The sequence below is a fragment of the Occallatibacter savannae genome (genome assembly GCF_003131205.1).
GTDB classification, from domain to species: domain Bacteria; phylum Acidobacteriota; class Terriglobia; order Terriglobales; family Acidobacteriaceae; genus Telmatobacter; species Telmatobacter savannae.
In genome coordinates this window covers 303078-323997 of record NZ_QFFY01000004.1, presented here as the reverse complement: position 1 = coordinate 323997, position 20920 = coordinate 303078, and the positions used below count along the sequence as shown (strand labels likewise).

Here is a 20920-nt window from a genome sequence, read left to right as displayed (position 1 = left end):
TGACCGCCTCTCTCCAGAACAATCTGCTCGCGTGACGAGGACCACTTACCCGCGAGCACGGCTCAATTCAAAATAGGTTTGTGACGCTTCATGCACGCTTGCTCACGGCCATCACCGTTGCGGCATTCACCACCGCTGCGTCCGCTCTCCACCCGGCCGTAACGCGCCACTCTCAGCCGGTTGCCACACACGACACCGTTCCTTCGGAGCCGGTCGACATCAACACAGCTTCGCTCGATCGACTCACCAGTCTCCCAGGCCTCGGCCGCGTCTGGGCAGCGCGCATCATCCGCTATCGCCCTTACCGTGGGAAGAATGAGCTCCTCGACCGCGGCGTGATCCCAGCCGGCGTCTACGCGCGCATCCGCGACAGCGTCATCGCACACCGGCAGGCCCGGTAAGCACGTGCGCCTCTTCCTCCACCTCGCCATGATGCCGCGGCTTGTCTCCGCGCCGCAGTAGCCGGCTCAACATCACGTAGAGGACAGGGATAAACACCAGGTTCAGCAGCGTCGACAGCAGCATTCCGCCCACGATGGTCGTTCCCACTGACCGCCGTCCCAGCGCTCCCGCTCCCGTCGCGAAGACCAGCGGCAATACACCGAGAATGAATGCGAACGACGTCATCAGGATCGGCCGCAGACGTAGCTCAGCCGCCTCAATAGCCGCCTCCGCAATCGTCCGTCCCTGTGCGCGCAATTGCTCGGCAAACTCGACGATCAGAATCGAGTTCTTCGCCGCCAGTCCGATCAGCATCACCAGTCCGATCTGGCAATACACGTCGTTCGACATTCCGCGCAGCGCCACGAGTCCCAGTGCGCCCAGCACCGCCATCGGAACCGCGAGCAGAATAATGAACGGCAGCGCGAAGCTCTCGTACTGCGCCGACAGCGTCAGATACACAACCAGCAGTCCGAGTCCGAAGATGATGATCGCCTTGCCGCTCGACTCAATCTCGTCCAGCGTCAAGCCCGTCCACTGGTACGTCATGCCCGGCAGCATGTTTTGCTTTGCCAGGTCTTCCATGCCCGCGATGCCCTGCCCCGAACTGTAGCCCGGCGCCGGCGATCCATCAATCTCCACCGACCGGAACAGATTGTAGTGGCTGATTACCGGCGGCCCTGAGCTCTGCGCAATCGTCACCAGGTTATCCAGCGGCACCATCTCGCCGGTATTCGAACGCACGTAGTAGCTGTGCAGATCGCCGCCTGTCATGCGGAACGGCTGATCGGCCTGCACGAACACACGATAGGTACGATTGTTGAAATCGAAATCATTCACGTACTGCGAGCCCATAAAGACGCCCAGCGTCGTCGTGATCTGCGCCAGCGGAATGTTCATCGCCTTCGCCTTCTCGCGATCGATCGTTACCAGCACCTGCGGATCGTTCGCCGAGAAGGTCGTGTAAATGTTCGTCAGATCCTTGCGCGCCGCGCCGGCGCCCATGATCTGGTGCGCCACTCGATCCAGATCGCTCAGCGTATTCACGCCCGTGTCCTGCAGCTCAAACTGGAAACCGCCTGCCGTACCCACACCCTGCACCGCGGGCGGCTCGATGGCGCGCACAAGCCCGCCATTCTTATCCATGATCAGCATTCCGAGCTTCTTGTTCAGCCGCTCGACGATCACTCCCGGAGTGTCATTCTTGCTCTGCCGCTGTTTGATGTCCTTGGTGTGCACAAACATCAACCCGGCATTTGACGCGCCGCCGCTGAAGCTGAAGCCCATCACCGAAAATGCGCCTTCAATATCCGGATCCTGCCCGATGATCGCAGTCGCGCGATCTGCCAGGTTCGTCGTGTACTCCAGAGACGATCCCGGAGGCGCCTGCACAATCACGTAGAGATTGCCCTGATCCTCTTGCGGAATAAACCCCGTCGGCACAGTCTTATAAATTTCGTACGTAGCCCATAGACCCACAAAGAACAGCAGCAGCAACACCCAGCGGGCTCGCAGCGCGACATGGATCACGCGGCCGTACGTTCTGCCCAGCCAGCTCACAAAATTATCTGCGCCGTGAATGAACGCCGAGAACGCCCGCGACAACGGCCGGACGTGCAGAAAGTCCAGCTGATGCGGTCTCTCTTCTTCGCCGCGCAGAAACAGCGCCGACAGCGCCGGAGAAAGCGTCAGCGCGTTGAACGCCGAAATCGCAATCGAGAACGCAATCGTCAGCGAGAACTGCCGGTACAGTATGCCCGTCGTGCCTGGGAAGAACGACACCGGCACAAACACCGCAATGAGCACCAGCGACGTCGCGATCACCGCGCTCGTCACCTCGCCCATGGCGTTCGAAGTCGCCTCGTGCGGGTCCGAGTGCTCCATGGCAATGTGCCGCTGCACGTTCTCGATCACCACGATGGCATCGTCCACCACCAACCCGGTCGCCAGCGTGATTCCAAATAGCGTCAACGAGTTAATCGAGAACCCGAACACCTTCGTAAACGCAAACGTGCCGATCAGCGAAACCGGTATCGTCACCGCCGGAATAATCGTCGCGCGCCAGTCTAGCAGGAAAAGGAAGATCACCACGATGACGATCAAGATCGCTTCGCCCAGCGTCCAAAGCACCTCGCGGATCGAATCGCCCACCACCGTCGTTGTGTCGAATGCAATCACGTACTCCAGCCCCGGCGGGAAGCTCGTCTTCAACTGCTCAAGAACCGCCTTGACCTGCCGATCCACATCCAGCGAATTCGCCGTCGAGAGCTGCTGCACGCCCACGCCCATCGCCGTCTGTCCGTTGTACTTCAACGTCGAGCTATAGTCTTCCGCTCCAATCTCCGCGTGTCCCACGTCCTTCAGCAGCACCAGGCCGTTCGCGCTGTTTTTCAAAATGATCTTGTCGAACTGCGCCGGATCGCTCAGCCTTCCCACCACGCGCACCGGAATCTGATAAGCCTGCTGCTTGTTCGCCGGAGGCTGCCCCAGCTGGCCGGCCGGAATCTCAACGTTCTGCTCCTGGAGCGCGCTCACCACGTCCAGCGCCGTCAAATCGCGCGCCGCCATCCGGATCGGGTCGAGCCAGATACGCATCGCGTACTTGCGCTCGCCGAAAATCATCACATCGCCTACGCCCGGCACGCGCTTGATCGCGTCCTTCACATAGACGTCCAGATAATTCGACACAAACTCGTTCGAGTAGCGCCCGTCCCGCGAAAAGAATCCCGCTGCCAGCACGAAGTTATTGCTGACCTTCGTGATCGAAATGCCGGTCTGGTTCACAGCCGCCGGCAACCGTCCCTGCACGCTGGCGACGCGGTTCTGCACGTCCACCGCCGCAAGATCCAGATCGTAGCCCGTCTGAAATGTCGTCGTAATACTGCTGATCCCGCTGTTCGTGCTCGACGACGTGATGTACCGCATGCCCTCCACGCCGTTGATCGATTCTTCCAGCGGGATCGTCACCGCCTTCTCCACGGTCCCGGCATTCGCACCAATGTAGTTCGTCGTCACCGACACCTGCGGCGGCGTCAGCTTCGGATACAGCGATACCGGCAGCGTCGGAATACAGATCGCGCCCGCCAGAATAATCATCAGCGCGCAAACCGTCGCAAACACCGGCCTGCGAATAAAGAAATCTACAAACACAATGATCCTGCTTTCAGCTCTTCTGCTTGCTCAAGTTCCGTCTCATCGGCAGACCGTCACGCCGGACTCATCCCGGTATCGGCATCACCGGCATCCCGTTCACCAGGAACTGCGTGCTCGACACAATCACCTGGTCCCCGGGCTTCAGCCCCGACGTGATGGAATAGGAATTCTCGATGCTGTCGCCCAGCGTCACCGGCAACTGATCCGCCACAAACTTCCCGTTCCCCGCCGCCTTCGCCACGTACACGAAACTCTGCACTCCACGCCGCGTCACCGCCAGCACGGGAATCACCGGCATCGGCTTCGTGCTCCAGATAACCTTTGCCTTGATCAGCTGCGCATTGCGCGTCATCTCCGCCGTCCGGTGAACCGGCGCCTTCGCCAGAATCCCCTGCAGACTCGGATCCACCTGCGGCGACACGAAATCAATCTTCGACTTCTCCAGCAGCTTGCCCGCCGTGTCGTACAGCTCCACGGCCAGTCCCTGGTGAACCTCCCCGGCCCGCTCCGTCGGAATGTAGATGTACGCCTCGAGATCCCCGCCCTGATCCACCGTCGTCAGCCCCGTCGAATTCGCGCCCATCGTCGGCGCAACATAATCACCCACGTGAACTGGAATGTCGCCCACCACTCCGTCGAACGGCGCCTTGATCGTGTAATACCCAAGCAGTTGTTCCTGCATATCCCGCGTGCCGCGCGATGCCTCGTAATCGGCCTTCGCATTGTCGTAGGCCTGCTGCGCCTGGTCCAGAGCTTCCTTGCTCGTCACCCCGGCCGCAAACAGTTTCTTCTGCCGCTCCAGCTGCACATTGTCGAAGTCGTACGCAGCCTTCTTCTGCTGCTCGGTCGCCGCCTGCGATGCCACCGTCGCCTGCTGCTGTCGCGGATCGATCGTCATCATCACCTGACCCGCCTTCACATGCTCGCCGCTGTGCACCCGAATCGAAGTCAGCATCCCCGCCACCTGCGGCAGTATCGTTGCCGACCGCCGCGACTTCACCGTGGCCATATATTCGCTGCTCTGCGCCACTGGCTGCAGCGACACGGCGACCGTCTTCACCGGCATCGCCTGCATCCCCGCCCCTGCACCCGCCGGAGCCTTCGGCTGATCCTTCTGGCATCCCGCAACCGCCAGGAAAAGTACAAATGCAAAAACAAAATAAACGCGTTTCAAAATTTCGAACCCCTTACCGGCGTTCCCCGCCGTTATCGCAATCCCTTAGGTGTCTCTGGCTGAAGTTGATTCTCGTTGCAAACGGTCAGCCCGCGCGCCGCACCCGAACGCAGTCACTCCCGGACTGCCCGAAATCCATAGAACAATGCAGCACTCATGTTAACAACCCGCCCGCCTGAAACTCTGTGATCGAAAACAACATAACCGGCAGGTATGAACGGAGTTCTGGCGCTATTTAGCTGACGCTCAAACCCTCTCGATTGTCGCAAAATGTCGCCGCAGCAGCGCCATCGATGTTGCCACCCGGCACTTTCACGATTCCGGTCACCGGAAAGAGCGAGCAGCACAACTCGAACCTGACTTTTTCGCGGAAATAGTCAAACAATCCACCCGCCGCCCACGACCTCATCGCCGTCGTAGAAAACCGCAGACTGTCCCGGCGTCACTGCCCGCTGCGGTTCATCAAACCGCGCCATCACCTCATCCGCTCCCGCAGGCTCCAGCGTCGCCCACGCCGGCTCGTGCCTGTGCCGGATCTTCGCCTTCACCCGCATCGGCTCCGTCAGCTCCGGAATGCTGATCCAATTCAGCCGGTTCGCCCTCAACGTCTGTGTCGCCAGCTCCGCGTCCGCTCCCACCGTCACCCGATGGCTCGCTGGATCAATATTCAACACATACAAAGGCGAAGGCGATCCCACATTCAGTCCCTTCCGCTGCCCAACCGTGAAGTTCGAAATCCCCGCGTGCTTTCCAATCACCTCGCCGTTCGAGGCCACCAGCTCGCCGGCCGTATCCGGAATCTCCTCGCCCTGCTCCTCCAGATACGCCGTCAGAAACTGCTTGTAGTCTCCGCCCGGAATAAAACAGATCTCCTGCGAATCCGGCTTCTCTGCCAGCGCCAGCCCCTTCTGCCGCGCCACCTCGCGCACCTCAGGCTTCGTCAAACTCCCCAGCGGAAACAACGTATGCGCCAGCTGCTCCTGCGTCAGCCCGAACAGAAAGTACGTCTGGTCCTTCGCCAGATCCGCCGGCCGCTTCAAAATCCAGCGCCCGCGCTTCTCATCGAACTCGTTCACCGCGTAGTGCCCCGTCGCAATCGCATCCGCCCCGATCGACCGCGCCGTCTTCAGCAGCTGATCGAACTTCAGATGGTTGTTGCAAAGCGAACAAGGAATCGGCGTCCGCCCCGCCAGGTACTCGCTCACAAACGGACGCACCACATCCTTCTCGAACCGCTCCTCCTGGTTCACCACGTAGTAAGGAATACCCAGGTGCTCCGCCACCCTCCGCGCGTCATACACATCGTCCAGCGAGCAGCATCGCCCCGCCTTCGGAGCCTCCGGAATCCCATGCTTCCCCGCCAGCCGCGTCTGATCCCACAACTGCAGCGTCAACCCCACAACCCGATTCCCATCGCCCAATCGCGCAAGCATCGCCGCCACCGTAGAGGAATCCACCCCTCCCGACATTGCCACCGCAATTGTGCGCTTCTCACTCATAAAGAAGGTTCTCTGTTTTTACGATTCGTGATTCTCAAAAGAGGCTGTCATCCTGAGCGCTCCTACTTAATCAACAGCGCTGTCATCCTGAGCGCAAGGGGCCCCGGGCGTTTTTTCGAGCCCGGGGGTGGTAAGCGAAGGATCTGCTTTTCCTAACTCCGCTAACAGGCGCGAAGCGCCGCTAAGCAAGCGTCCCCGCACTCACCGGCGCCAGCGCCCGCAAATTCTGCACCGCCTCCGGCAGAACCGCAAGCACCCGGTCCACCTGCGCCTCCGTCACCGACTTCAGCAAACTGAACCGCAGGCTCGCACCCGCCCGATGCTTGTTGAGCCCCATGGCCATCAGCACGTGGCTCGGCTCCGTCGCGCCCGAGTGGCACGCCGACCCGCCCGAAACCGCAATCCCCTTCAGGTCGAGCGCGATCACCAGCCCCTCGCCCTCCAGGTTGTCGAACCAGATATTCGTCGTATTCGCCACCCGCGGAGCCGCCTTACCATCCACCAGCGCTCCATTCAGACCCGTCCCCGGCAGCGCCAGAACACCGGCCTCGAGTTTGTCCCGCAATCCCGCCAGCCGCGTCATCGTGCCGTCTTCCACGCTGTGCATCGCGATCTCAATTGCCTTCGCCAGCCCCACAATTCCCGGCACATTCTCTGTTCCCGCGCGCCGCCGCCGCTCGTGGCTTCCGCCCACAATCAGCGCATCCACCGGCGTTCCCTTGCGCACAAACATCGCGCCTACGCCCTTCGGCCCATGAACTTTATGTCCGCTGATCGAGACAAGGTGAGCACCCCACTTGCGCACATCGAACTTCACCTTGCCCGCGCCCTGCACCGCATCGATATGGAAGAAGGCTCCCGTATCCGCCGCAATCTTGCCAATCTCCGCCACCGGCTGCACCACGCCTGTCTCGTTGTTCGCCAGCATCACACTGATCAGCCGCGTCTCCGGCCGGATCGCCCGCAGGATGTCCATCGGCTCAATCAGACCGCTCGGCTGCGGCGCAACAAAGGTCGTCGTCACCCCAAACCGCTCCAGCTTCTTCGCCGCCTGCAGCACCGCCGAGTGCTCAATTGAGGTCGTAATCAGGTGGTCGCCCGGATGCAGCAACCCGAATAAGGCCGTGTTATCGCCCTCCGTGCCCCCCGAGTTGAACACCACCTCGGCATCATGGCAGTTGAAGAACTCCGCCAGCGTCTCCCGAGCCCGGTCGATCGCCGTCCTCGCCGTCTGCCCGTCCAGATGGATCGAGGACGCATTCCCAAACTGCTCCGTCCAATAGGGCCGCATCGCCTCCACTACCTCCGGCAAAAGCGGAGTCGTAGCATTGGCATCCATATAGATACGGCCGTTCTGGAACGTTCCTGCAGACATGAGTAGAGCCCTCTCCTGCTGCGAGGGTACCATACGGTCCAAACCACATTGCGGTACACAAGCCCTCTCGAAAAGCGCCGCTCCGCAAACCGCTCATTCCACTCGCAAATTTCCTCGCTCTCGTTTTGCAGTCAATTACCCCTCATTTCGGCACAATGGAATTGAAGTGAGGAACACAGGTAAACGCGGACCGTGCCGGGTGCCCCCGAGCCTGCACTGAGCGAAGCCGAAGTGTCCCTCACCTTTGGGGACCGGGAAGGTCTCACAAGGAGCTATGCCCCATTCATCGCGCAGCCTCTTCGCGCGTTGAGTGGGACGGGCAGTCGCGCAGACCGGGGAGAGTCAACGAACGATGAGAAACCACCTTAAGCAGCACCGATCCCCTCACGATCAGTCAGGTGATCTGGAACACGGCAGCAGCTATGCAAAGATCTGGACCTAAGCCCATGCAGTTCCAGGAACTTAAGAGAAAGACCCCCAAAAACAATTTCCGGACATGGGGGTGGGGTACCCGCCCGCAAAAGCGAATGCCCTCCGGCACAAGCCGAAAGGCATTCAGTAAGTCCGGTGTCCTTGCCGGATGCCCCTGGTCCCTCGCATTTGGGGACCAGGGAGAAGATCAACCACCAAAACTGGGTGAAAGGGAAACAGCTACGCCGTCACCGTCCTCGACGGCTTATGCCCCACAAACCCGTAGTACGCAATGAACAGGTAACAGATGATCGGGAGTATTGCGGCAGGTCTGAATCCGAAGTTGTCGACCAACTTACCCAGCAAAACGGGAATCACGGCTCCTCCAACAACCGCAGTCATGATGAGACCTGATCCTTTGCTCGTCATCGGTCCCAGTCCTGTAATCCCTAGGGCAAAAATATTTGGGAACATGATGGAGTTAAAGAAACCACAGAGCACCAAACTGTATATGGCCGCGTTCCCCTTTGTACTAATGGAGAAAGCAACGCACAAGACATTCATGAGCCCGAAGATGCCCAAAAGTCTTCCTGCATTGATCTTGGTCAGCATCCACGATCCGAGAAGCCTTCCAATGAGCGCACCAAGCCAGTAGTAAAACGTGAAGGCAGCGGCTGCGGCGGCTGTCATTGCGCCGATTTCAGGAAGCCCAAAGTAGCCAACCATGAACTGAGCTAAGCCGACTTCCACTCCAACGTAGAAGAAGATCCCTAGAGTTGCCAGAACGGTGTGACGATAGCTCCAGATGCTTTGATCAAGGAGGCCAATGCCTTCTTTTGTCGGCCGGAATTCCTGAGTGTTTTTTATGGTTGGGAGATGTGCAAACGAAACAGCGACTCCCAGCAACACTAGTGCTGCTGCGATGGCAAGATAAGGCATTCGCACTGTACTGGCGATACTGATCTTGTAAGCAAGCTGCTCCTGTGCGGATTTGGTGGCCAGAGTAGCGGCATCCAACACCACTTTGTGCTTGAGAATTAGCGCTCCCGCAACAAGCGGCGCGATCATTCCGCCAATTGAATTGAACGCTTGCGCAAGATTCTGCCTTACGGGTGCGCTCGACTCAGGTCCCAACGCAGAGACGTAGGGATTAGCCGACGTCTGAAGCATTGCGACACCCGAGCCGACAATGAAGACGGCAGTCAAAAACAACCAGAAATTTGGAATGCTCGCGGCGGGTAGAAATAGGAGCGCCCCGGCAACCTGTACGAAGAGGGACACAACCATAGTTCTCTTGTAGCCAATTGACTCGATGAGCTTCGAAGTAGGGGATGAAACCACGAAGTACGCAGTGAAGAATGCGCCATTAGCCAATGCCGCCTGGAACCATGGCAAATCGAATACCGATCGCAGGTGAGGAACCAACTGCATGTTCAGATTCGTGATGAATCCGAATATGAAGTAAAGCGCGGTAACCGTAATGAATGGCCCGGTGTAGTTCGGCGTCGTTGCTGCCGTTGCCGGCGTCGATCGAGTTGCCATACGTTGTTTGCTCCCTTGCTTCCTGAAAAAAGTTCACCCGGTAAGAGTGGTGTGGCGCGCCTTTGTCCCTGGCGCTTACTTGGAACCAGCTTGGTTTCGCTGGGATTGCTCTGAACCTCCGGTTTCCCGGCAAATTGCTGCACACCACACTATACGGAAAACCCCGCGTTGGGGAAGTGACGCCTCCGCCCGCTCCCAAAACGTTTTCGCAGCATACGTTTTCCCGTTTTCGGCCTCGCTCTCACGTCGCCCGCCTGCAGCAACCCGGAGCCTCTGTTTTCGACTCGAAATGCCGTATTCTCAAAAGAAAGACCCAAGGAGTCGCCGTGCCCACCAGCACTTTGAGCAGCGCCAAGCTAAAGAAGGTTCTTGCTGCCCTCGAGGCCAACTGGCAGGCCGAGATGGAAGGTTTTCACACCTACAACGCTCTCGCAGACCGCGACACCGAGCCCGTCCGCGCTCAGGTCCTCCGCCACCTCGCCTCCGCCGAGTGGGAACACGCCGCTCTCTGGAAAGGCCGCATCATCGAGCTCGGTGGCCCCGAGCCCACCTACAAAGGAACGCCCGGCGGCGAAGCCGACTCCCTCGCCAGCCGCGCCGGCGGCGTCCGCATGGCCCTTCGCCGCCTCGAGATCGAAGAGAGCCGCGACGTCGCCAAATACGGCGCTCAGCTCAAGGAACTCGGCGACGAAGGCTCCATCGCCATCCTCGAACATGTCATCGAAGACGAGAAGGATCATCACCGCGAGCTCGGCTCTCTCCTCCGCGGCCACTATCAGGCTCCCGCAGGCGCTCCGAAAGTTGACCCCAAAGCCGTCCTCGAAGAACTCCTCGCCAAGCGCAATCAGGGTCGCAAGCAGCCCGGTGCCTGGATCGGCGACGCCATCTACGGCGTAAACGACGGCCTCGGCGCGATCTTCGGCATCGTCTCCGGTGTCTCCGGCGCCACCGCTGGCGACAGCAAATACGTGCTCCTCGCCGGCCTCTCCGGCATGATCGCTTCCGCCCTCTCCATGGGATCCGGCGCTTACCTCGCCGCCAAAAGCGAGCGCGAAATTTACCATGCCGAGATCGCCCGCGAACGCGAGGCCATTCAGATGAACGGCCCCGAGGCCCGCGAGCTCCTCTCGCTCTACTACCAGGTCAAAGGCCTGCCCGAAGCCGACGCCGACCACATGGTCAACCACATCTCGAGCGACCCGGAACAGATGCTGCGCGCCCTCGCCAGCGAGCGCCTCGGCAGCTCCGAAGAAGCTCTTTCCAACCCGATGGTCTCCGCGACATCCGGAGCAATCTCAACAGCCATCGGCGCTCTCATCCCGATCATTCCCTTCTTCTTCCTGAGCGGAGTTCCGGCCGTGATCGCGGCTGCCGTCGTCTCTCTCATCGCCCACTTCGCAGTCGGCGCGGCCAAGAGCCTCATCACCATCCGCTCCTGGTGGTCCTCCGGTCTCGAAATGACCATCGTCGGCGCAGTCGAAGGCGCCGTCACCTACGGCATCGGAATTCTTCTCGGCAAAGGCGGAATGTAAGTGGGTGGCTTCATACCTCTGGGCGACGCCTCGCGTCCTCTGCGGCGCTTCGCCGTCGCCACGCTCGGCATCATCATCCTGAACGCGTATGTGTTCTTGAAAGAACTGGCCTATGGCGACCGCTTCGTCTGGGTCTGGTCGGTCGTTCCCTACCGGATCGTGCACGGCTCCAGCTGGATCACGATCCTTACCTCGATGTTCATGCACGCCGGCTGGATGCACATCATCGGCAACATGATCTACCTCTGGGCCTTCGGCCGCGAGATAGAAGACGCCATGGGCACCGGTCGCTTCATCTTCTTCTATCTCACCGGTGGCGTCGTCGCCATGATGTGCCAGATCCTCGGCGACCCCTTCGCGCGCGTTCCCTGCCTCGGAGCCAGCGGAGCCATCGCAGCAGTCATGGGCGCATTTCTTGTCACCTACCCGCGCGACCGCATCAAGACGGTGATCTTCTTCCTGATCTTCGTCCGCATAACATTTATCCCGGCCGTACTCCTCATCGGCTTCTGGTTCCTGATGCAGATCCTCAACTTCGGCAGCGTCGCCACCGTGCATACCGGTGGCGTAGCCTACCTGGCCCACATCGGCGGCTTCCTCTTCGGCGTCGTCACCGCTCGATTTCTCGTCCGCCCTCAAACGCGGGCCGGCTACATCCGCATTTTAACCATGACATTGCGAGAACGGATGGCGAGCAACAGGTCCGCTGAGACACTGAAGACTGAGAACTGAAGACTGGCAACTCTGATACAAGCTAGGAGCGAGTAGCTGATAGCTGTCTCTCCGCAACGAGCTCTTTCGCCGCATTCCGCCCGGTGCGAATGCAATCTGGAATGCCGATGCCTTCGTAAGCATTCCCGGCCAATCGTAACCCTGGCAGCGCAGCCACTCGCTTCTTAACGCGCTTCATTCGCTCCTGGTGGCCAACTGCATACTGCGCCATCGCCCGGCGCCACCGAGAAACCTGCGTTGCCTCCGCCGGAATATGCGGACCAACGATGCGCGTTCCGAGAATTTCACTCAGCTCGCGTCTCACCGTCGCGATCAGTACATCATCGCTCTGATCGAGCAGCGCTTCATTCTTCGCTCCTCCGAGAAAGGCTCGCAGCACCGCCTTACCCGTCGGAGTTCGCCCAGCAAACTTGCGATGCACAAACGTGCACGCCAGCATCGCGCGCCCTTCCACCGCCGGAACCAGGAATCCAAACCCATCCGGCAACGGCCCAAGCTGCGACTCATCAAATACGAGGTTCACTGTGATCGACGAAGAGTAAGGAATCCCGCAGAGTTCATCTGCCAGCGCAGCATCCGTCGTCGCCAAAAGCTTTCCGGCCGCGAACGCCTGCGAAGCCAGAATCACGGCATCATACTGTTCCTCTCCGAGACTCGTCTGCAACCGCCAGCTATCATCTTCGCGCAACAAACCCGCAACTGCTGCCGACTTTCGAATCCACTCCGGATTCAGGCGTGCTTCCAGCGCGTCCACCAGCTGCTGCATGCCACCTTTCAGCGAGGTGAAGATCGATCGCGGACCGGCTGGTTTTGCGCTGCCCTGGCCGGCTGTGCCGTTGCCGGCGGCAGCGCGCATCGCTGCCATCTTAGCCCGCATCTGTTTGTGTGCCGCAAGCATCCCTCGAGTCAGGGATCCGTACTGCGTTTCCATTTCGACGAGCTTCGGCAGCACGGTCCTTGCACTCAGCTGTGTTGCATCGCCGCCATAAATCCCGGAGAGCAGCGGATCCGCAAGCCGATCGACCGCTTCCTTTCCGAAGTGTCTCTCCACAAGTGCCGCGACAGATTCGTCGTTCTCGCTTGGTCTCGGCGGATGCAGCAGCTCCAGAGCCATCTTGATCTTCGTAGCCGGACTAAACAAACTCGTCAGCGCCGTGGGAACCAACTTGGTCGGAATCAGAAACATCAGCCCATCGGGAAGTGGAACAAGCTTGTTCTTCACCACGATGTACGTCTTGCGATTCGCATCATTCGACGGAACGAGCTGATCGCCGAGCCCAAGCTCGCGGCACAACTCTGCGCCCGCGGGCTTTTCGCTGAGGAATGAGTCCGGTCCGCGCTCCAGCACGACTCCATTCGCGGTCTCCGATGCGAGTGAGCCTCCAAGCCGATCGCGCGACTCGAAGAGCGTGTACGCAATGTCCGCACCGGCACTCCGCGCTTTCTCGAGCTCATAGGCAGCTGCCAACCCTGCAATTCCGCCTCCGATAATCGCTACACGCATCGCCGACCTCAGTCTCTTGATAACACAGCAGACCTTCACTCGACTTCAACCCTAAAGACCAGGGTTTCGGACGCCTGCCTCAGGTACAGCATCAATCCTGCAGACACGCCATGAAGTGATTTAAATCACATCGGCATAACCCTGCTGCCGCCGATAATCAGCCTTGTCGAATCCACACATTCTGCTGATCGTAAAGCCATTCCCGATCAGCCACGTTAAGCCGTCGCACGTGGCCGGCTTCTTTCCCTTCGCACGTAACAGGAGTCTGCATGACACCAGAGCTGATACACAGGCTTCATTTCGCCTTCACTATTACGTTCCACTACCTCTTCCCGCAACTCACCATGGGCCTGGGACTGCTTATCGTTGTCCTGAAGACAGTCGCTCTCCGCACAGACAACGAAGAGTGGGATCGCGCTTCACGCTTCTGGGCTCGCATCTTCGGCATCAACTTCGTCTTCGGAGTCGTGACCGGGATTCCGATGGAGTTCGAGTTCGGCACCAACTGGGCACGTTTCTCGCAACTCTCCGGAGGCGTCATCGGTCAGCCTCTCGCTATGGAAGGCGTGTTCAGCTTTTTTCTCGAATCCGCTTTTCTCGGACTCTTTCTCTATGGCGAAAAGCGCATCTCGAAGCGCATGCACTGGTTCTCAGCGGTTATGGTCTGGCTCGGCTCGTGGATTTCGGGGTTCTTCATCATCGTCACCGACGCATGGATGCAACATCCCGTCGCCTACAACAGGCTTCCGAACGGACAGTTCGAAGTGGTCAGTTTCTGGAAGCTCCTTCTCAATCCCTGGGGTCTTCTCCAGTACATGCACAATATGACCGGCGCAGTTGTGACTGCCTCATTCGTCATGTCTGCGGTGGGCGCCTTCTACCTCCTCGATGGTAAGAACGTGTCTTACGGCCGCATCCTTACTCGCGTTGGCGTTGTCGCCGGGCTCATCTCGACGATCCTCATCATCTTCCCTACCGGCGATCTGCACGGCAAATATGTTGCGAAGAATCAGCCTGCGGCCATCGCGGGAATGGAAGGCCTGTTCCACACTGAAAAGGGCGCTGATCTCGTGCTGATCGGCCAGCCCAACGAAGAGACCGGACAGATCGACAATCCTCTGGTCGTGAACAACGTCCTCAGCTTTCTGATCTACGGAACCACAAAGGCAGAGGTCACCGGCCTCGATCGCATTCCGCGCGATCAATGGCCGTCAGCTCTTCCACTGCTTTACTACGCGTACCACATCATGGCCGGACTCGGGACTTACTTCGTCGTGCTCATGATCGTAGCGGCGCTTCTGCTCTGGCGGAGAAGACTCTACACCTCGCGATCCATACTCTGGCTCCTCCTCATCAGCTTTCCGTTTCCCTACATAGCCAACACTGCCGGCTGGATGACGGCTGAGATCGGCCGCCAGCCCTGGCTCATCTACGGGCTGATGCGCACCAGCGATGGCTATTCGCATGTGGTCTCTGCAGGCAACGGACTGTTCACGCTGATCGGCTTCATGGGTCTCTACGCTCTGCTCGGCCTACTGTTTACGGTGCTCGTCTATCGCGAGATCAGCCATGGACCAGTACCAAAGGACGCAGCTGTTGAAACCGCCGTGGTCGCCTGAAGAATCGTTTCCGACTCCGAGGCAACGCTGGACTGTGAACTATGAACTATGAACTGTTTATCTGAGGCTTCATCATGATGGGATTCATCTGGTTCTGGCTTGTCGCTGTAATGATCGTCGGCTATGTAGTCCTCGACGGATTCGACCTGGGTGTTGGCATTCTGCACCTGTTTCTTCCGCGAACTGAAAGCGAGCGCCGCGCCAGTCTCCGCTCCATCGGACCGGTATGGGACGGCAATGAGGTGTGGCTGCTTGCAGGCGGCGGCACGCTCTACTTCGCGTTTCCGTTGCTGTATGCCTCGGCTTTCTCCGGCTTCTATCTGCCGCTGATGATCGTGCTGTGGCTGCTGGTACTGCGCGGCGTCACACTCGAACTTCGCAACCACATCGATGTCGGTGTCTGGCTTTCTCTTCTCGACGGCGTCTTCGGATTAGCCAGCGCTCTCCTCGCTGTCTTCTACGGCGCCGCTCTTGCCAACGTACTCCGCGGAGTACCGCTCGGAGCAGATGGCTACTTCTTCCTGCCGCTCTGGACCAACTTCAAACCTGGCGTTCATCCCGGCATTCTCGACTGGTACACCGTTATCGGCGGCCTCGTCGCTCTCGTTGCGCTCACTCTTCACGGCGCGCTGTGGCTCACCATCAAAGTCAGCGGCCAGTTGGAACAGCGAGCCGCGCAGCTCGTTAATCCTCTCCTGCTTGCGTTGTTCCTTCTGACCGTCGTGAGCCTGATCGGCACGATCGCGGTGCGGCCGGAGAGTCTCAACAATTACTATCGCTATCCCTTCACGTTTGTTGTCCCTGCCGGAGTGCTCGCTTCGCTCGCGAGCATCTGGTGGTTCAACCGCAACAGGCAGAGCATCAAGGCATTTCTTTCATCGAGTGCATACCTCTTCTTTATGCTGGCAGGCGCGTGCTGGGGCGTTTATCCAACACTGCTGCCTTCCACAACGGGCGCGGATCGCGACATCACGTTGACGCGCGCCATCTCGGGTCCGCACACATTGTCCGTGGGTCTTGCGTGGTGGTCATTTGGCATGCTCCTTGCCGTAGCCTACGTTGTATTTGTGTACAGCCGATTCAAGGGCAAAGCGGACGCGGACGGCGCGGCGCACTGAGCCGAAAAGAAGAAGGCCGGCACGCGATCTGTGCGCCGCCCTCTTTTTTTCGCAGAACTTCTCTTACTTGCTCGCGGCCTCGCTTTTCTTCCGAGGCGCTTCGAACTCGTCGCCTTTGTGCCATTCAACGGAGTGCGGCTGCGCGCTCGCAAGCCAGCCGAGAACGAAGCCGAAGCGAGCAAGCTTTGCGTTGCCGCTGAAATTCCAGCTCTCCTGAAACTCGTCGGACGGCTGGTGATAGTGGTGCGCCACATAATCCTCAAACTGAGCTTTGCCCCACGCTTCGTCATGGCCTTCGAAGAGAACACCCGGATCGATGGAGAACGCAGGGATGCCGACGCGGGCCAGCGAGAAATGATCGGAGCGGTAGTAGTGGCCGGCGGAGGGCTGCGAGTCCGGCTGGATCGCCAGGTCGAAGTCTTTCGCGACGGTTTGCACGGTTGGCCAGAAGTCCATTCGTTCAGCGCCGCCCAGCGTAACCGAGCGAGGAACTCCAATCGGCAGCAGCATGTCGAAATTGAGGTCGAGCGTGATGCTACGCGCGGGCACCGGTGGATGTTCGCCGAGGTATTGCGAACCGAGAAGGCCTTGTTCTTCTGCTGTGACGGCCGCGAAGTAGACGGGATGCGGCGGCCGCGTGGTGGCCTGGGCGTAGGCTCGGGCCATCTCGAGCAGGATGCCGCAGCCTGTTCCGTTGTCGGCGGCGCCGTTGTAGATGCCATCGCCTTTGGCATCCGGATCGACGCCGAGGTGATCGTAATGCGCGGTGTAGAGGACCGCATTCTCAGGACCTGCCGAGGCGCCTGCCACGCGAGCGACGACGTTGGTTGAGTTGTAATGGCGGACGCGGCTTTCAACGTGAGCTTTGAGGCGGACGTTGAGTTCCTGCGGATGGAAGCCGGGCTTGCCGGCGCGGTCGATTGCCTGGTCGAGATCGCCGAGGCCCGCGAGCTGGAAGAGATGCTGAGCCACATCGTGCTGGATCCATGCTGCGGCGCGAAGAGTGTTGAGTGGGTCGCCGGCGAGATAGCTCTTTTCGATGGCCTGCGAGTTCTGCACGACCTGCCAACCATAACTGGCGAGATCGGTGCGATGAATGATGAGAACGCCGGCGGCTCCGCGCCGTGCGGCCTCTTCGTATTTATAGGTCCAGCGGCCGTAGTAAGTGAGCGCTTTGCCGTCGAAGAACTTCTCGTCGTCGGAGGGTGGCTCGTTGACGATGACGACGGCGATCTTGCCGTGGAGGTCGATGTCTTTGCCGTCGGATCCAGCGTAGTCGTTCCACTTGTACTCTGGCGCGCTGATGCCATAGCCGGCAAAGACCAGCGGCGCATCGAGATCGGCACTAGACTGGCCGGTCTGATCTTTGGAGACGATTTGCGAACCGTAGGCGAGGTCGACCGGCTGCCCTGCGGCAGGAACGAAGGAGAACTTCGTCTTGTCTTCAATGGTGTGGACCGCGATCAGCGGAACCTGCTGGAAGTAGCTGTTGTTTTCGCCCGCAGGCTGCAGGCCTTCCAGGGCGAATTGCGTGGCGATGTATTCGGCGGCGAGCTTGTCACCGCGTGTGCCGGGGCCGCGACCTTCAAGCAGATCCAGAGACAGGAAACGGACGTGAGCGCGGATCTTCTCCGCGTCGATGGACGCTGCAGCGGCACGAGCAGAGGCCGGCAATCCGGCAACCTGAGGAATCTTGTTGTTGTGTGCTGGAGAGGTTTGTGCGATGACTACGCATGGCGCGGCGAGCGTGGCGGCAAGAAGGCAAAAGGCGGCTTTCGAATCGATCATGGAGTCTCCGTGAGAAAGCTCAGAGTACTTCGAGCACTGGCGATGGAGCAATGACTGCAGCGTTGCGGCTGGTGCGGATCAATCCAGCCTTGGTGAGAATCTTGCGCGCGAGACCGGTGAGCGCGATCGACGAGGCTTGTTCGGCGCTCATCCAGCGGCGCTCGAGAGACGGCTCGGGCAGATCTTGGGCGTCGAGCGCGTGGACATGCACTGTGTAGTTGACCTGCATGATCGCGTGGCGAACGGTCAGCATCGGTTCATGTTCGGGCTTTTGAGCAGGCTTGAGAACCGGCAGTTCCCAGAGGCCGGGCATGACTGAGTTTGTTGCGGCACGTTGTTCAAGAACAATCTCCGTTCCAGAAGACGATTCGCGGAGGACGAGAGCATAGACAATCTCGCCGGTCTTCATTGCGGCGCGTTTCGGGGTGCGATGTTCGCCGAGCGTGCGACACTCTGATGCCCAGGGGCAGACGAGGCATTGCGGGTTGCGAGGCGTGCAGACTGTGGCGCCGAGTTCCATGATGGCCTGGTTGTAGTCGCCGGGGTGCCGGGGGTCGACCAGTGCCTGGGCGAAGTCATCTACTTTGCGGCGGACGGCGGCTTCAGACACGGTGTCGTGGGAGTGCCAGCCCTGGATGCGGCTGAGTACGCGCTCAACGTTTCCGTCGACGACAGCAACGGGCTCGCTGTGGGCGATGCTGGCGATGGCAGCGGCGGTGTAGGAGCCGATGCCGGGGAGCTCGCGGAGGCGGGCGGCGGTGGTCGGCATCTGTCCGTTGTAGTCGGAGACGATTGCCTTGGCGGCTTTGTGGAGCATGCGCGCGCGGCGGTAGTAGCCGAGACCGCTCCAGAGCGCGAGGACGTCCTGCTCGCCTGCCTCGGCGAGGGACTGAATGGTGGGGAAGCTTTGCAGGAACGCGGTGTAGCGATCGATGACCACCGCGACGCGTGTCTGCTGAAGCATGATTTCAGAGACCCAGATGGCGTAGGGGTCGCTGGTATGACGCCAGGGGAGGTCGCGGCGGCTGCGGTGATACCAGGTGAGGAGTTCGGATCGCATGCGGGCGATCGTCTCCGGACTGTGGAGGCGCCGACGGGGCATGGGAAAAGATTACGGCATGGGTCGGAAGCTGGTTGGGCCGGGACAGCTTCTGGCACGGTGCAATTCTCAGTTCTCTAACCCCACCCCATGTCGGGGAAATAGTTTTGGTGGGTCTTTCTGGCAAGTTCCTGATCGCACAGTACTTCGCGGAGGATCTTCGGGATGAGCGCTGGATCGCACCTTCCAAGATCCTCGAAGAACGGGAGATAGATCCAGACCGATCCTGGGGACGACGGGGAAGCCGGGCAGACGCGGCTGAGCGGGCAGCCTTGTGCCGGCGGATTGGTAGGACGTCCTGCATATTGACCAGTATGCGCCGGAGCGGGTTAATAGACTGCAATTCTGGAGCCGGCTTCTTTTCCCTGTGAATTCTGTGACTTACGGTCGCTTCTACGAACGGCGGAGCTTGACAAGCGCTCCCGGCGCCGTGGGGTGAGAGCCTCCGAAGGCTAATCCGCTGATGGTGCGGGACATACGAAAGGGTTCCGATTTCGCTTGACGTCTATTACAAATTGCGATATTGTTATTGCGATTTGCAATTGGCTTCTACGTCGCACCGAAGCCAGTCGCTGACGGGAACAGGATGAGGCTGGGCGAAAAGATCAGGTATCTGCGGGAGGTGGAGGGCAGTTTACGGGGCCTTAACCGCGCGATGAACCAATTGGAGCTGACGAGGGCGATTGAGTCGGAGACGGGGTCGAAGATCAGCCAGAGCTACCTGTCGCAGATTGAGAGCGGGGCAAGGCCGCACCTGACCAACACCACGCGGCAGACGCTGGCGCAGTTCTTCAAGGTGCATCCGGGGTATCTCGTGGACGATCCGGAGGGCTACCACCCGGAGCTGCTGAGCGAGGTGCGGAACCTTGAGGACAAGCTCGATCTGTGGCTTGTGTCGGGGGCGGAGCGGTTCAGGCGCGATCCGGAGCTGAAGAGCGCGCTGCTGACGCTGGCGCAGCACGAGCAATCGCGGGAATGCCTGCTGCTGCTGGAGGGGATTCTGAAGACGCCGGGGCTGGCGCCGAGGCTGATGGAAGTGCTGAAAAAACAGTGATCAGTGGTCAGTGGTCAGAAAAGACGGGCACTAGGGACTAGGGACTAGGGAAGAGAAAGACCAGGGACTTGGGACTCAGACGACGTCAACGGCAGTGAACTTGGGGGCAAGGCGTATGAACTGGGAGACGTTTTATCTGGTGTGCTTTCTGGCGGGGCTGATGTTGAGCTTTGTTTCTCTGCTGGGAGGGATGGGGCACTTTGGGGGGCATGTGCATCTTCCGCATGTTCATGTGCCGCATGCGGGGCACGTACACATTCCCCATGGCGCGGGCGCGGTGCATACGACCGGAGGCACAGGGAGTACGGGAGTAAATGCTGGGCCGGAGGTGCCGTGGTGGAACGCGTTCTCAATCATGATTTTTCTCTGCTGGTTTGGAGCGGCGGGATATCTGCTGACGAAGTACGGCAGTTTTGTTGCGGGCGTGGTGGTGGTGCTGGCGGCGATCTGCGGTGTTGCGGGCGGGGCGATCATCTTCATGTTCATGAACAAGTTTCTGATGAAGTATGAACGCGAACTTACGTCCTTCGAAACCGAGGTTGTCGGTGCCGTGGGACGGGTCTCCGCTCCGATTCGGGCCGGTGGCACGGGCGAGATTGTGTACGAGCAACTGGGAGCGACGCGCTCGGCTATCGCGCGATCAGAGGATGGTGCCGCGATCGGAAAGGAAGAAGAGGTATACGTCCTGCGCTACGAAAGAGGCATTGCGTATGTGAAGCGGTGGGAAGAAATCAGGGACTGAGGGACAAAGGGAGTAGGGACATAGAACCCCGGTTACCCTCAACTGACAACAAGCTGTGCCCGGCCGAAGGACCGGGGTGTATGAGCAATTCGGCTGCATTAGTTACGGAGATGAGCGTCCTGGTGGGGATCTTTCTG

Annotated in this window: 15 protein-coding genes; 7 read left to right on the top strand and 8 right to left on the bottom strand. The window is 59.7% G+C overall.

From position 1 onward, the window contains the following. Window positions 1-80: 80 nt before the first annotated feature. Complete coding sequence (locus DHV10_RS16330; RefSeq protein ID WP_162601595.1) at window positions 81-401, top strand: ComEA family DNA-binding protein; 321 nt, start codon at window positions 81-83, stop codon at window positions 399-401. Here the strand turns inward: DHV10_RS16330 and DHV10_RS16325 are convergent. From DHV10_RS16325 to DHV10_RS16305, 5 genes are all read right to left on the bottom strand, one after another. After that, window positions 376-3591 carry an efflux RND transporter permease subunit gene (locus DHV10_RS16325; protein WP_109487442.1) on the bottom strand — a complete coding sequence of 1072 codons (3216 nt, stop codon included), beginning with the start codon at window positions 3589-3591 and terminating at the stop codon, window positions 376-378. The genes DHV10_RS16330 and DHV10_RS16325 overlap by 26 nt on opposite strands. A gap of 67 nt (window positions 3592-3658) precedes the next feature. Then, window positions 3659-4768 carry an efflux RND transporter periplasmic adaptor subunit gene (locus DHV10_RS16320; protein ID WP_239461807.1) on the bottom strand — a complete coding sequence of 370 codons (1110 nt, stop codon included), beginning with the start codon at window positions 4766-4768 and terminating at the stop codon, window positions 3659-3661. Window positions 4769-5145: 377 nt separating this feature from the next. Further along, window positions 5146-6267, bottom strand: coding sequence for a tRNA 2-thiouridine(34) synthase MnmA (gene mnmA / locus DHV10_RS16315; RefSeq protein WP_109487441.1), 1122 nt, complete (start codon window positions 6265-6267; stop codon window positions 5146-5148). Window positions 6268-6448: 181 nt separating this feature from the next. Continuing rightward, window positions 6449-7642: a cysteine desulfurase family protein gene (locus tag DHV10_RS16310; RefSeq protein WP_239461805.1), complete on the bottom strand. Its 1194-nt coding sequence runs from the start codon at window positions 7640-7642 to the stop codon at window positions 6449-6451. A gap of 651 nt (window positions 7643-8293) precedes the next feature. Beyond that, entirely contained in the window at window positions 8294-9595 is a 1302-nt protein-coding gene (locus tag DHV10_RS16305) for a sugar MFS transporter (protein WP_109487440.1), read from the bottom strand. A 326-nt stretch (window positions 9596-9921) separates the two neighbouring features. Here DHV10_RS16305 and DHV10_RS16300 point away from each other — a divergent pair, with 326 nt between their 5' ends. After that, complete coding sequence (locus DHV10_RS16300; protein WP_109487746.1) at window positions 9922-11127, top strand: VIT1/CCC1 transporter family protein; 1206 nt, start codon at window positions 9922-9924, stop codon at window positions 11125-11127. Then, a complete protein-coding gene (locus DHV10_RS16295) occupies window positions 11128-11859 on the top strand; it encodes a rhomboid family intramembrane serine protease (protein ID WP_109487439.1) in 732 nt (243 codons plus the stop codon). A gap of 22 nt (window positions 11860-11881) precedes the next feature. On the opposite strand, the gene hemG is transcribed toward DHV10_RS16295, so the two are convergent. After that, on the bottom strand, window positions 11882-13363 hold the full coding sequence (hemG, locus tag DHV10_RS16290; RefSeq protein WP_109487438.1) for a protoporphyrinogen oxidase: 1482 nt from the start codon (window positions 13361-13363) through the stop codon (window positions 11882-11884). Between the two features lie 269 nt (window positions 13364-13632). Between hemG and DHV10_RS16285 the strand changes: the two genes are divergently transcribed. Together DHV10_RS16285 and cydB are read left to right on the top strand one after the other, a co-directional pair. Continuing rightward, window positions 13633-14982: a cytochrome ubiquinol oxidase subunit I gene (locus DHV10_RS16285; protein WP_109487437.1), complete on the top strand. Its 1350-nt coding sequence runs from the start codon at window positions 13633-13635 to the stop codon at window positions 14980-14982. 74 nt (window positions 14983-15056) lie between these two features. Next, complete coding sequence (cydB, locus tag DHV10_RS16280; RefSeq protein WP_109487436.1) at window positions 15057-16100, top strand: cytochrome d ubiquinol oxidase subunit II; 1044 nt, start codon at window positions 15057-15059, stop codon at window positions 16098-16100. Between the two features lie 63 nt (window positions 16101-16163). Here the strand turns inward: cydB and DHV10_RS16275 are convergent, their stop codons facing one another. Continuing rightward, the gene (locus DHV10_RS16275) at window positions 16164-17888 is read right to left on the bottom strand and encodes a M28 family peptidase (RefSeq protein ID WP_109487435.1); all 1725 of its coding nucleotides are present in this window, start codon (window positions 17886-17888) and stop codon (window positions 16164-16166) included. Window positions 17889-17907: 19 nt separating this feature from the next. Further along, window positions 17908-18948, bottom strand: coding sequence for an A/G-specific adenine glycosylase (gene mutY, locus DHV10_RS16270; protein ID WP_109487434.1), 1041 nt, complete (start codon window positions 18946-18948; stop codon window positions 17908-17910). Window positions 18949-19642: 694 nt separating this feature from the next. On the opposite strand from mutY, the gene DHV10_RS16265 reads away from it, so the two are divergent. Together DHV10_RS16265 and DHV10_RS16260 are read left to right on the top strand one after the other, a co-directional pair. After that, a complete protein-coding gene (locus tag DHV10_RS16265; RefSeq protein ID WP_239461802.1) occupies window positions 19643-20041 on the top strand; it encodes a transcriptional regulator in 399 nt (132 codons plus the stop codon). Between the two features lie 115 nt (window positions 20042-20156). Continuing rightward, window positions 20157-20783 carry an NfeD family protein gene (locus DHV10_RS16260; protein WP_109487432.1) on the top strand — a complete coding sequence of 209 codons (627 nt, stop codon included), beginning with the start codon at window positions 20157-20159 and terminating at the stop codon, window positions 20781-20783. Window positions 20784-20920: the final 137 nt, after the last annotated feature.